General features: G+C 53.0%; 8 protein-coding genes. 5 read left to right on the top strand and 3 right to left on the bottom strand.

The features are described from left to right. Positions 1 to 77: 77 nt before the first annotated feature. The gene (locus RIC19_RS16565) at positions 78 to 1,802 is read left to right on the top strand and encodes a T9SS type A sorting domain-containing protein (protein ID WP_350179458.1); all 1,725 of its coding nucleotides are present in this window, start codon (positions 78 to 80) and stop codon (positions 1,800 to 1,802) included. An 85-nt stretch (positions 1,803 to 1,887) separates the two neighbouring features. Here RIC19_RS16565 and RIC19_RS16560 read toward each other — a convergent pair whose 3' ends face one another. Continuing rightward, entirely contained in the window at positions 1,888 to 3,426 is a 1,539-nt protein-coding gene (locus RIC19_RS16560; RefSeq protein ID WP_350179457.1) for an OmpA family protein, read from the bottom strand. A gap of 501 nt (positions 3,427 to 3,927) precedes the next feature. Here RIC19_RS16560 and RIC19_RS16555 point away from each other — a divergent pair. Then, the gene (locus RIC19_RS16555; RefSeq protein WP_350179456.1) at positions 3,928 to 5,460 is read left to right on the top strand and encodes a S8 family peptidase; all 1,533 of its coding nucleotides are present in this window, start codon (positions 3,928 to 3,930) and stop codon (positions 5,458 to 5,460) included. Between the two features lie 43 nt (positions 5,461 to 5,503). On the opposite strand, the gene RIC19_RS16550 is transcribed toward RIC19_RS16555, so the two are convergent. Continuing rightward, complete coding sequence (locus tag RIC19_RS16550) at positions 5,504 to 6,934, bottom strand: hypothetical protein (RefSeq protein WP_350179455.1); 1,431 nt, start codon at positions 6,932 to 6,934, stop codon at positions 5,504 to 5,506. A 194-nt stretch (positions 6,935 to 7,128) separates the two neighbouring features. Between RIC19_RS16550 and RIC19_RS16545 the strand changes: the two genes are divergently transcribed. From RIC19_RS16545 to RIC19_RS16535, 3 genes are all read left to right on the top strand, one after another. Further along, entirely contained in the window at positions 7,129 to 8,235 is a 1,107-nt protein-coding gene (locus RIC19_RS16545; protein WP_350179454.1) for a T9SS type A sorting domain-containing protein, read from the top strand. A gap of 179 nt (positions 8,236 to 8,414) precedes the next feature. Then, complete coding sequence (locus RIC19_RS16540; protein WP_350179453.1) at positions 8,415 to 10,916, top strand: glycoside hydrolase family 31 protein; 2,502 nt, start codon at positions 8,415 to 8,417, stop codon at positions 10,914 to 10,916. A 65-nt stretch (positions 10,917 to 10,981) separates the two neighbouring features. After that, on the top strand, positions 10,982 to 11,482 hold the full coding sequence (locus RIC19_RS16535) for a CIA30 family protein (RefSeq protein WP_350179452.1): 501 nt from the start codon (positions 10,982 to 10,984) through the stop codon (positions 11,480 to 11,482). Between the two features lie 71 nt (positions 11,483 to 11,553). Here RIC19_RS16535 and RIC19_RS16530 read toward each other — a convergent pair whose 3' ends face one another. Beyond that, a complete protein-coding gene (locus tag RIC19_RS16530) occupies positions 11,554 to 12,639 on the bottom strand; it encodes an App1 family protein phosphatidate phosphatase (protein ID WP_350179451.1) in 1,086 nt (361 codons plus the stop codon). Positions 12,640 to 12,644 lie beyond the last annotated feature (5 nt).

The raw sequence follows: 12,644 nt of genomic DNA, 5'->3' as shown, positions 1-12,644 counted from the left end.
GAAATGAGGGTTTCTTTTTGATTTTTTCTAATTTGTGGGAATTAATATTAGCATTCAATCACCAAATCGTCTATCTAATGCAAAAAAGTCTACATTTACTACTGACACTGTTAGCATTTACGGCCTTCAGCATTCCTGCATTTGCCCAACCGGTAAATGACGAGTGCGAAAATGCCATTCCGATCAGCAGTGGCACCCATGATTTTACCACCGTTGATGCGACAACAGGAGACTCCGGAGCTTATCCGGCCACTTGCCCTCCCGATGGAGAAAGCATCTCTGATTCTTTATACAACGATGTATGGTTTATTTATACTGCTGACTTTACCGGTCTCGCAGAATTCAATAACTGTGGTACAGCAAATTACGATGCTAATGTGGTTATCTATGCAGGCACTTCCTGTCCCCCGTCTCCAGATGACGTTATTACCTGTAATGAAGACGGAGTAGACCCGGATGGAAACCCCTGTTCAGATCTAGGGTCGTTAGCAACATGGGAAGTCGAAGAAGGCTCCGTTTACATCATCCAGATTGGTGGATTTGGATTCGAAAGCCCCGGAGAAGAAGGCAGCGGCACCTTCACCATTGAAGAAACCACCACAGTAACAGGTCCGCCCAATGATGATTGTGAAAATGCACTGGAACTTGATCTTGGCGATCAGGACTCTGTCGTGCTGCAGTTCAATACAGTGGAAGCAACTACTGGCCTACCACGGCATGAGGTGCCACAATCCTGCTTTGAGCCTGGCGAAGAGTTTGTCTACAATGATCTTTGGTACTCCTGGACAGCAACCTATACAGGTGGTCTGGAGTTTTCCACCTGTGGAACTGCTACCTTCGATTCCCGCCTTGCTGTTTACCAATCTACGACCTGCCCACCTGACACGAGCAGCCTTGTAGGCTGCGGTGATGATGAGAATGCCGATAATGGTGTGGCTTGCGCTGGCTTTACCTCCCGTGCGCTGTTTAATGTTGAGCAGGGGCAAAGCTATTTATTCCGCCTTGGTGGGTGGTCTTCCGGTGACCGGGGTGCAGGCTCTGTTCTTATCAAGCGGATTGAGCCGGTTGTACCACCTGCTAATGATGACTGCTCGAATGCCCTCGATGCTTTTGTTATGACCCAGCAACAAGCAGACAACTTCGATTTCATCTTTGAAGGCACCAATAAGCTCTCCACCGGGCAGCCACAGTTTGCAACGCCAATCTGTAACGATGACGGCGACTTCCGTGATGTGTGGTATACTTTCAACGCTGGTGAGAATACAGAACTGTCGCTGCGGTTTAACAAAACAACGACCAATGCGGAGTTTATCATTGACCTCTTTGAGACTTGCGGCATACAGGCCGACCCGGCAGAGGGCCCTTACTTCTGCATTGAGACCGAAGACTTCAGCAATACCTTTATTGAGGTGCCCCTGGAGAACTTCCCGGGCGAGCCTACAGAGTACCTGATCCGGGTTTCTACCCGGGTAACAGGTGGTGATTTGCCGGGCGACTTCTGGTTTCAGCTCGTAGGCACACCATTCTCGAGTGTGGAGGAGTTGCAACTGGGCGCTTTCCGCTTATTCCCTAATCCGGTCCGAAATTCAGCGACCATGAGCTTCAAAGCCCAAGAGGCGATGAGTCTTCAGGCGGAGATCACCAATTCGCTTGGGCAAACAGTGCAACGACTGAACTTCGGCCAAATACCTTCCGGCGACCACACCCTGGATGTACCAACCGAAGCACTTCAGCCTGGTATTTACTTCCTGCGCCTGCATGCAGATGGCGCCCAGAAGACCGTACGGTTTATTAAGCAGTAAGCTGATTTAAAGGGCTATAAAAAAAGCGGGCTGCTACCAGTTGTATAGGTAGCAGCCCGCTTTTTTATTACCGCAGCCACTGCCCTTACTTGATGTACAAGTTGAACTCCACCCGGCGGTTCAGCCGTCGGCCAGAGCGGGTGTCGTTAGTGGCAATGGGTTGCTCTTCGCCAAAGCCCTCGAAGGAAATACGCTTGGGCGAAATCCCCTCGCTGACCAGGTAAGCATAGCATGACCGGGCCCGGTCTTCGGACAGGATTTTGTTATTCTCCGCATCCCCAACGTTATCGGTATGCCCGTTGATGGAGAGCGCATAGCCCGGGTAGCGCTGCATAATCTTGACGATTTGATCCAGGACTTCCTTAGATTCCTCCTTCAGGCGGGCTTTGCCGGTTTCGAACTGTACGGCGCGCATGGCGAAGCTGAGTATTTCCTGCTCTTCCTGTTTCAACTCAGGGCAGCCTTTGTTTTCAGCAGGGCCAGCCTGATTCACGCAGGCATCTTTCCCGTCATGTACACCGTCTCCATCGGTATCCGGGCAGCCGTCCATCGTGCCGGCAGCGTCCGGGCAGCGGTCTTTCGCATCCCCTACCCCATCACCGTCGCGGTCCGGGCAGCCATTGGCATTCTTAGTACCGGCCTGATCAGGGCATTCATCTTCGCTGTCTGCCACACCGTCGTTGTCGCGGTCACTAAACGGGCATCCATTATTAGCCGGGGTGCCTGCTTGGTCCGGGCATTGGTCTTTGGCATCCGCCACGCCGTCCCCATCGCGGTCCGGGCAGCCGTTGGCAGAAACAGTGCCTTTGACCTGAGGGCAATCATCGTCTGCATCTGTAATCCCATCCATATCGGCATCCGGGCAGCCCATCAGGCTTTCCAGCCCGGCGACTTCCGGGCACTTATCGTCTGCATCCATGATACCATCATCATCGGTATCCGGGCAGCCCTTGAAGCGCTTTTTGCCGGGGCGGGCAGGGCAGGCATCATCGATATCCGCCACGCCGTCCAGATCGGTATCCGGGCAGCCGTCCGTTTCGGGGCCACCGGCATCCTGCGGGCACTTATCCAGATTGTCTGCAATACCATCCCCGTCGGCGTCCATACGGCCCAGTTTGTGCAAATAGCCTACACCGAGTTGGAGGTTATTGCGGTTCTCTTCCTGCGAGATGCGGTATTCCCCCTGCAGGTTAATGTAGGAACGCGTGCCAACCTTGAAGTTAAATCCCGCACCTACCGGAATTTGCACGTTACTGCCCAGTTCTTCTTCCAGGGTAATGCCACCGCCCCCCATCAGATAAGGCGTAATAAAAGCCGTATCTGACTTTTTGTACTGCAGCTGCAACACCCCGTCGATGCTGAAAAAGGTGCGGTTATTGATATCGTTGTCGACATCAATGACCCCTACTTTTAGCGGTACTGCAAAGTTCAGCCAGGGCAACAACTCCCGGATGTAGCTCAGCTCAAGCCCGTTGGTGATGTTTTGATCTTCAATATCATTGGGCGTGCCATAGTCAATGAAGAGCACTTTTGCCGAAAAGGCGTTTTTGTTTGGGTTAGTCTGTGCGTGCAGGTTCAGAGCAGCCAGAATAAACAGGGACAGGCAGAACAATAATTTTCTCATACTTAAATGGTGTTTGGAATTGGAATTAAGAGTGTGCCTGAGCTTCCATCATGTAGCAGCAAGTGGCAAATTTTATCAAATGTGCCCGCTTTCGCTCAATCATAAAAGACTCAGCAAACTCTGAGACTGTTTTGGGTTATTGAAGTCACATGCTTGTGCTTCCTTATTTATCACTTGGTGTTTACGCAGGCTTTTTACCAAGTGTTGCAATTTTACTCAAAATAAGTGACAGGGCGAATATCCTGATGGAACGAGATCAAAGATTTATTTCTTTTCTTTTGGTCAGCAAATTTTTATCCTTATTTTACCTCCCGAATGAAATGAAAGTTTAGTTTACCCGAGCTGACATCACTTTTATTTCAAAAAGCCGCCCGGCACTTCGGATAGTACTCATTAACCACTTACGGAACAAACGCACGTCGCTTAGCCCTGCTTACCGGTGCTGCTCCTTTTTTTCTTAGCAACGAACATCCATTAATAACCAAACTATCTACGATCCTTATGAAATTTAAAAACCTATTACTACTGGCGCTCGTCGCCACCGCACTCATGACCTGCTCCAAAACGGAACTGGGCACCCCGGAGACGGCTCATCAGCAAGACCCTATGACCAAAGCCGAAATGGACCAGATCATTGAAGAGGCCCTCTTGTCCAAGAATACCGTTTACTACTGGAGAGATGCCTCCAACCGCATGCTCTGGAGCGCTTCGGTGAGCTCAGACTCGGTGATGTCCCTCGGTTATCAGCCTGCGGGCTTTGAAAATATCGAGGAGCGCATTCACGAGATTGACCTTAACTCCGAAGAATGGGCTGCCGCCCGGAACCGCCTGGTGGACTTTGTGGTGAATACCACGAATACCGCTTACCCGGGCCTGAATGCATCCGCTGAAGACCTGTTCCTTAATCTCGATGAGGAATACCTGCCTACGCTTGATGTGCGTATCTTCAACCAGGAAATCATTGAGCAGCTCCGTGAAATGCCGGAGGTCCGCTACATAGAGCCGATGAGCTATGCGATGGGCGGTATCGAACGGCGCAGCGGCAGCGGTTGCGGATACAGCCCGGCCAGCAGCATTCCAAGCTCCGACTTCACCACCGTAGTACCTAATGCGAAGGTGCCTTGGAATTTCAGCCACCCCAGCATGAATGTACCGGGTGCATGGTCCACCAGCACCGGGTCCGGTATCAAAGTAGCGCTCATTGACACGGGCACCTCCCCGAGCCAAAGTAAGCTGGGCAGCGAGTTTAACTCCGGCTACTCTGCCGGCCGCAACCTCGAGCGCCTAGGCACCCATGTCAGTGGCTGGTGGTGGTGGGCTTCCAATGACGGGCCAGACGATGCCTGCGGGCATGGTACTCAGATGGCGGGCCTGATTGCAGCGCCCCGCAGCACCACCGGCACCTCTCTGGGCGCAGCCTACAACTGTAACCTAAAAGCCTTCCGCGCCACCACCGATGTCATCATCAACGGCGGCAGCGAAAAGGATGGCGTACGGGATGCCCTTGTTATTTCCGGCAACGACGGTGGGGTAAAAATCATCAGCATGTCCATTGGGGATGTGTTCTACAGCAGCACAGTGGCAGACGGTATTTTCTATGCTCACAACAGAGGCAAATTGATATTTGCAGCCGCGGGCACCTCCCTGAGCTGGACCAGCTGGTGGGGCGTCATCTTCCCGGCGAATATGTCGCAGACAGTAGCCGTTACGGGCATCCGTGATAATATGAACCAGCGCTGCCATACCTGCCATGAAGGTCCCGAAGTAGACTTTGTGGCGGTCATGCAGCGGGCATCTAATACCAGCCGTACGTCCCTCACCCTGGCGATGAGCGGCAATCAGCCGGCTTATGTGGGCGGTTCTTCTGCTGCTACGGCTACGACCGCGGGCATCGCAGCCCTCGTTTGGGCAACCAACCCGAACCAAAGCCGCAGTCAGGTGCTGCAGCGGCTGAAGAATGCATCTTCCAACTATCCTGCCCGCAACGGCAGCTTTGGATGGGGGACGATCAACGCTGCACAGGCCGTTCAGTAATGCTAACCGAAGAGTAAGTTTGAGGCAAAAGAAAAGCCTCGGGTCAGGATGGGCCCGGGGCTTTTCCCGTTTTAGTGCGCCAGGCCTCAAGTAGCCAGGCCCGGTCGGTGAGCAGCTCTGTCTTGGCAATACGCGCTTCCAGCCCCTCCAGCTTTTGGCCCTCCCGGCGTACGAGCTGATAGAGCAGGTCGCAAAAGTTGAGAAAAGTATCCTTGATTGCACCTGACACCTGCTTGTTCCGCTTAAGGAAAATGGTAAAAGCCGCGATTAGTGAAAGCAGCGCTTCCTCCTCGTTTTGTTCGTAGTAGATTTTAGCCAGCATCGTCCGGGCACCAAGGTAATAGTTGAGGTCGGAATAAGCCACCTGCATGAGGTGCTCCTGCGCCTTGTCGTAGGCTTGGGTGTAGTAGTACAATTCGGCGTAGTTGTAGTGCAGGGCATTTTCCCGAAAAGCCTCCGGCAGCAGCCCCCCCTTCTGCCTGATGAACTGCCCAATCCAATCGTAGCGCTTCAGGCGCAGGGCCAGCTTCACCACATTAGTGAAAGTCCAGGGAGAAAGTTTCCCCTTCTCCATCAGTACCTGACGCTCAATGCCCTTAGTGTACAAATTGAGGGCCTGCTCCACATAGCGACCCTGCCCCTGCCTGATCTTCCGGGCACAGTAGTTGATGGCCATGAAGTAAATCTCCCGCAGACGGTCTACCGGCACTGATTTCGAGATCGCATCAAGTTCAGACAGCAGTCCGTCAAAGTGGTATTCCTGCTCTTCATCGGAAAGCGCCTTGAAGATATTGACGTAAAGTTTGAGCAAGGGTAGTCCGAAGTAATCCTGCGCTTCCACGTAGTGCAGCCACTGCGGGGTAATATTGACCTTATATTCCCCCTGCAAAATCGCCTGACGGTCTAGCATAGCACAGGCGTACTTCATCTTTTCCAGAAAGTAATACCGGTCGAGTGCATCGGCAGCCACCTGCAAATCCTCGTTAAAACGGCGCAGGCGCTGCCGCTGAAAGTGCCGTTCTTTGGTATCCGCCCATTCTTGCTTGTACTTGAAGTAAGACGCATCCGGAGCTTCCACCTCCTCCAGTAGCTGCTGCAGCTTGCGGTCCTGCTGCCGGTAGTGCTTTTCAAGCCCTTGCTCCGAGAGCACCTCCATGAGCAGGCTGAGGTTGTGCGCCTCCTCCTGCTCCTGACGCCGGACCAGCCAGAATTGCTCCAGAAGCTTATTCAGCCAACTTAGGTGGTAACGCAGTTGTTTATCATCATAGGGTTCTTCTGGAAAAATAGCCTGGAAGACGTCGCTCTTTTTTAATTCAGCATACGAAAAATCAGGAGCGAAAGACATCAGGTAATCTAGTAGCTCCAGGAGTTCCGCTCGTTTATTGTAAAAAGGAGAGGCAACGAAGTCCCGGAACCGGGCTGTTTCTTCTGCCGAAAGCTTGCCAAGTGCCACGATAACTTTATTTTTTTGCATGCTGTCTTTCTTTTGAATTGACAAAATACAAAAACAAGTGACTATTTCTATCAATTTAACCGGTTATCAAAGCATATTCAACCCGATGCTATAGACAAACGCACCAAACCTAAACTGACAAATTCTTATTTTTGTAGTTGGAACACCCCCGGATTGCCCCTATGTTTGTACCATAAATACGAATGAACAGGTTTATGAAGTATCCAATTAGTCTTATCGCGCTATTATTTACAGTCTTGATTTCCCCTATGCACGCTCAGGAAATGTGGCCGGGCGATGCGAACAACAACGGTGTGGTCAATGCCGTGGATGTGCTCTACGTTGGGCTCGCGTACGGTGCCGCAGGCCCCGAGCGGGATGATGCCACCATCAACTGGGAAGCCCAGCCCTTCGAACTCTGGGGCCAGAACTTTCCGGATGGCACCGATTACGGGTATGCCGATGCCGACGGGAATGGGGGAATTGAAGATGACGATATCTCCTCGGCTATTCTACCTAATTTCGGGCTGACGCATGGCCCCCTCTCCCCAGACGGATACGCGAATGCAGCGCCCGGCGTTGGTGCGCCTCAGGTTACTTTGTCGCCCAGTGCTACGCTGGTGGAAGCCGGTGCCAGTATTAATATTGGGCTTAGCCTGGGCAACCTCGACCAGCCACTGGAGAATTTCTATGGCATCGCCCTCGCACTTAGCTATGATACAGAATTGATCGAGCCGACCACGGGCTTCGAATTTGATGACCTGGACAACTCCTGGATCAATGCCGATGAAGCAGAAATAGAGGAAGTTTTCGTAAACGACCAACTCACCGGGCAGGCGCAAATTGCCCTGACGCGGATCAATCAGACGACCATCTCAGGGGGCGGACAGGTTGCAGAATTCAGCATCATCATCGAAGATATCATTGTGGGCCTGACCGTGGATACCTTCCGCCTGCGCGTGGACAGTGTACTGCTGATCGATAATAACTTCAAGCGCATCCCGGCTGTACCGGACACAGCCACTATCATCATTGCGGATGACACCACCAAGCTCAGCAGCACCCGGCAGGTGTCCCAACTCCCCGCTCGCCTGTTCCCCAATCCGGCAAGACAGCATTGCTACCTGGACACCCCACAGGAACTCGATTTTCTAAAACTCGTGGATACCTATGGCCATACCCTGTGGCAGGCACCTCCTGATCTGCTCGTAAAGTCTTCCGGCCCCAGAGCCATCCCTTTAGAAAATCTCCCGGCTGGTATTTATCAGGTGCAGGGCGGGAACAGCCGTGGGTTCTTTTCCAGAAAGCTGATGGTGCAATAGGCCTGGTTGAAACAGACTTGATGCGTTGGGCCAGTGTAGTGGGAAAAGAGCCCTTTTAGCCTTGTAATGATCCCCGACGCATCAAGTCTAATATACAAACGCCAAACATATCCTATATTTGCCGGTCAAAGCAGGTCGGTTTTCAGGCCTGTTCTTATTGAACCGGTAACAAAACTCAAATGGCAAACCAGCAACCATCAAAAGCGGAACAGCCTGTACCTGTTTCTGAAACTACAACCGGCAACCGATACCCGGACGTATATGAAACATTCGCCCCTGATGTCTTCAAACACGCAGGCCAGGAAGGCAACACCATTACCATAACGGCACAAAATGGTGTAGCACTCCGCATACAGGTAATTTCAGATGTCATACTGCGGTTCCGCTATGCACCGGAGGGGCGGTTTGAGTCCGACTTTTCTTACGCCCTTGACCCTAATGCCGCCTACGAAACGCCGGAACTGACGGTTGCCGAAGACGAGGCCTACCTGACGCTGCGCACCACCGCCCTCATCTGCCAGGTGGCTAAAGAAGGCCTGAAGGTTGCGATGTATGACAACCCGGGCAACACCCTGCTTTGCGAAGACGCAGCGCCTTACACCTGCCGAAGAAGCATCCTGAATGGGATAGAACAAGTCAAAATCACCCAACAGGCCCCAACCGAAGCGGCCTACTATGGCCTCGGGGACAAAAGCGGCGCCCTTAACCTGCGCGGACAGCAATTGCAACACTGGAATACCGACTCTTTTGGGTACAGCAAAGATACCGACCCGCTCTACCGGGCGATCCCCTTTTTCTTAGGGTTGTGCGAAGGCAAAGGCTATGGCATTTTCCTGCACAATTCTTACCGGACCCACTTCGACTTTGCAAAAACTCAGGAAGACCAGCTGGCTTTTTGGGCAGACGGAGGAGAAATGGACTACTTCTTCATCGCCGGGCCCGACCTCACACAGGTGGCTCAGCGCTACGCCTGGCTGACGGGCCGCCCGGAAATGCCCCCCATGTGGGCCCTGGGCTTCCACCAATGCCGCTGGAGCTACTACCCCGAAGAGCGGGTTTACGAAGTAGCAAAGGAATTCCGCGACCAGCAAATCCCCTGTGATGCCATCTATCTGGATATCGATTATATGGATGGGTACCGTTGCTTTACCTGGGATGAAGCTCACTTTCCCAAACCCGCCCAACTGATTAAAGATTTACGTAAACAGGGCTTTCAGACCATTGTGATGATTGATCCGGGCATCCGGGTCGACCCGGAGTACCCCGTCTACACGGATGGTATGGAGCAGGACGTATTCTGCTACCGCACCAGCGGCGAGCTGATGCGTGGCCCCGTTTGGCCGCAGGACTGCGTATTCCCGGACTTTACCCGACCCGAAGTACGTAAATGGTGGGGGCCACTCTACGAAGAGCTCTACAATGAACAGGGCGTTAGCGGGTTCTGGAACGACATGAACGAGCCAGCGGTTTTCAAGGTCAATATTGCCACCTTCCCGGATAATGTGCGCCACGACTACGACGGGCACCCTACTGATCACCGCAAGGCCCATAATGTATACGGGCAGCAGATGTCACGGGCAACCTTTGACGGGCTGAAAGCATTGCAGCCCCAAAAGCGGCCCTTCGTCCTGACCCGGGCTACCTACAGCGGCGGACAGCGTTTTGCCAGTGTGTGGACAGGCGATAACATCGCCAGCTGGGAACACCTTCGCCTGGCCAATATTCAGTGCCAGCGGCTCAGCATTTCCGGGTTCTCCTTTGTAGGGACAGACGTGGGCGGCTTCAGTCAGCAACCCGATGGGGAACTGTTTGCCCGTTGGATGCAACTAGCCGCTTTCCACCCGCTTTACCGGGTGCACTCCATGGGCAACAACATAGACGGCGCAGCCGAAGCGGATGCAGATGCGATACACGAAGCCGAGCGCACCAACCGTATGGACCAGGAACCCTGGTCTTTCGGTGAGCCTTACACCAGCATTTCCAAAACCGCGATTGAACTGCGCTACCAACTACTCCCCTACCTGTACACAGCCTTCCGGCAATACACACAGGATGGCCGGCCGGTACTGCGCAGCCTGGCTTTCGCAGACCAAAAAAACCCGAAGGTGAAAGACCGGGAAGCCGAATTCCTCTTTGGGGAACACCTGCTTGTAGTGCCGGTACTGGAGCCCGGTGCGACCACTGCTGAAGGCTACCTGCCTGAAGGCGAATGGTACGACTATTACACCGGAGTACGGTATCCGGGGCGGCAACTGGTGCGTAGTGCCTGCGGGCTGGAGCGCATACCGCTGTATGTCAAAACCGGGGCCGTCATCCCACACTATCCAGTGCAGCAGTATACCGGAGAAAAGAACTTTGATCAGATTACCCTGAAAGCTTTTGCCGGCAATGGCAACAGTGAGTTGTATGAGGATGCCGGTGATGGATACGCTTATCAGAATGAAGCCTTCCGCCTGAGCAGCTTCACCATGCAACATGCCAACGCGAAACTGAACCTCAAACAGGTGCAAACGGGCAACTATGAGCCCGGTTACGCCACCTACCGGATCGAAATTTTTGGTATCCCGGGGCGGTCCGCTAAAGCGACCTGTGACGGAGCACCGGTAGAACTGGAAGCACTGGAGCAGGGCAGCTATGTTTGTGTAGTGCCGGCCGTATTCCATGAACTTGTGGTGCAGTAGACTGTTGAAGCCCAAAAAAAGTAATGAAGGCGTTTTACTGTTTTTTCCTAATACTAAGTTTCCCCATGACCAACAAGATGATTATAGAATCCTTTTCGCCTGATGCTCAACTCAATTGGCAGATTGTCAACGATGGCGTGATGGGGGGTATTTCCACCAGCCGGATGCAGGTACAGGATGCCGGGTACGGGCAATTTAGCGGTTCGGTGTCGCTGGAAAATAACGGTGGCTTCGCTTCCTGCCGGGCGGTAGTCAGGCAACTCGACCTCGCAGGTACTACCGGTGTCCGGCTACGGGTGCGTGGAGATGGGCAAATCTATGAGTTCAGGGTGCGGGTGGAAGGACCTTACAACCGGGTGGCTTACCGGGCTGGCTTTACAGCCGAAAAGGGCGACTGGCAAAGCGTCGAATTGCCCTGGAGTGCCTTCCAGCCTACTTTCCGTGGACGGTTACTGAATGACGTGCCCCCGATTACAGCAGATGATATCCGTGAAATTGGCTTTCTGATCGCTAATAAGCAAACCGGTGCCTTTGAATTGGAGATTGACGAAATCTCAGCCTATTAGAGCTTATTGGGAATCATTGTTTTGTCCAGGAAGGCTCATTTTTCCGACTGCACCGGTCCAACGCATCAAGTCTATTCAGCATGGGTAGCCTGAGCAACAACAGATTGCAACCCGGCCGCTGAAATCCAACCGTGCTCGCAGGCATGTTGCGCCACGGCCTGTGTATCATCAGACAAGCAAATTTCACCCTTTAGATGTGGATGATCAGCGTAGAGGGCGTGAATGGTCTCTGTGTTCTTACGCCGGGTCACATCCCTGATGTACACCGCCAGAATACGGTCCGGGTAGGCTTCGGATAGCTGTGCGTAAAGCTGCGCATCGTGCTGGCCGCTGTCCCCAATCAAAATAAATTTCAGGTCAGGAAACACTTCCATCAGGTGCCGCGCTTTGTCCAGTTTGTGGGTATGTGTGCCGCCCCCGGTCTTCAAAAAATCGCTCAGGCCTGACTTTAATTCCTGCAGAAGGAATACGCCCTTAGGGATACCCTTGGCCTGGCAAAAGTCTACCAGGAAATCATATAGATTCCACTCGCTGCTACTGATGAAAAAGATCGGGTTATGGCAATTTCCTGTCCGGCCGGCATGCAAGGCCTGATAAAAAGCCGGCACTCCGGGAAAAGGCAACCGGGTGGTGGCATTCTTGGTGAGAATCAGGCGCAATTTACGGAAGGTCTCGGTAGCGTGCGACACCAAAATCGTATCGTCCACATCAGAAATGACGCCAAACGCTTGTGTATCGTGGCTAATATACACCTCTTCACGTTGTTCTAGAAAGGCAGGCCCCTCTTCCAGTGGGTTCCGGACCCGGAAATGTACCGGATGCCAGCCTTCCTGCAGTTCGTGCGGCCCTTCTGCCAGCAGCTCAAACTGCCCGCGCTCATTGGTCTGTACTACATATTCCTGCCCGTTAAAGCGAATGTCTACCTGTATACCGGGGATGGACGTACTCAGATAGCGGCTCAACATCGCCCGCAGGTTGCGCCAGAGGCTGTCGCCAGGCTCCGGTTTGTAAAGCAGGCGGTCGTCCAGCACATGCCCCTTTACAAAAAACCGGTCGGGCGTTCCGTAGCCCCGGTAAGGTAGTACCACCGGTGGGGTCCTGATGCCCAGCCACTTTTTGACTTGTAAGCTTAGCTTGCGGAAGAGAAAATCTGTCATGGGGC

This window comes from Phaeodactylibacter sp. (genome assembly GCF_040219495.1).
In the GTDB taxonomy this organism is placed as follows: domain Bacteria; phylum Bacteroidota; class Bacteroidia; order Chitinophagales; family Saprospiraceae; genus Phaeodactylibacter.
This window is presented reverse-complemented; position numbering and strand designations above follow the sequence as displayed.

Coding starts and splice junctions, on each gene's coding strand:
- RIC19_RS16565 (WP_350179458.1), top strand. CDS start 78: ATGCAAAAAAGTCTACATTTACTACTGACACTGTTAGCATTTACGGCC.
- RIC19_RS16560 (WP_350179457.1), bottom strand. CDS start 3,426: ATGAGAAAATTATTGTTCTGCCTGTCCCTGTTTATTCTGGCTGCTCTG.
- RIC19_RS16555 (WP_350179456.1), top strand. CDS start 3,928: ATGAAATTTAAAAACCTATTACTACTGGCGCTCGTCGCCACCGCACTC.
- RIC19_RS16550 (WP_350179455.1), bottom strand. CDS start 6,934: ATGCAAAAAAATAAAGTTATCGTGGCACTTGGCAAGCTTTCGGCAGAA.
- RIC19_RS16545 (WP_350179454.1), top strand. CDS start 7,129: ATGAAGTATCCAATTAGTCTTATCGCGCTATTATTTACAGTCTTGATT.
- RIC19_RS16540 (WP_350179453.1), top strand. CDS start 8,415: ATGGCAAACCAGCAACCATCAAAAGCGGAACAGCCTGTACCTGTTTCT.
- RIC19_RS16535 (WP_350179452.1), top strand. CDS start 10,982: ATGACCAACAAGATGATTATAGAATCCTTTTCGCCTGATGCTCAACTC.
- RIC19_RS16530 (WP_350179451.1), bottom strand. CDS start 12,639: ATGACAGATTTTCTCTTCCGCAAGCTAAGCTTACAAGTCAAAAAGTGG.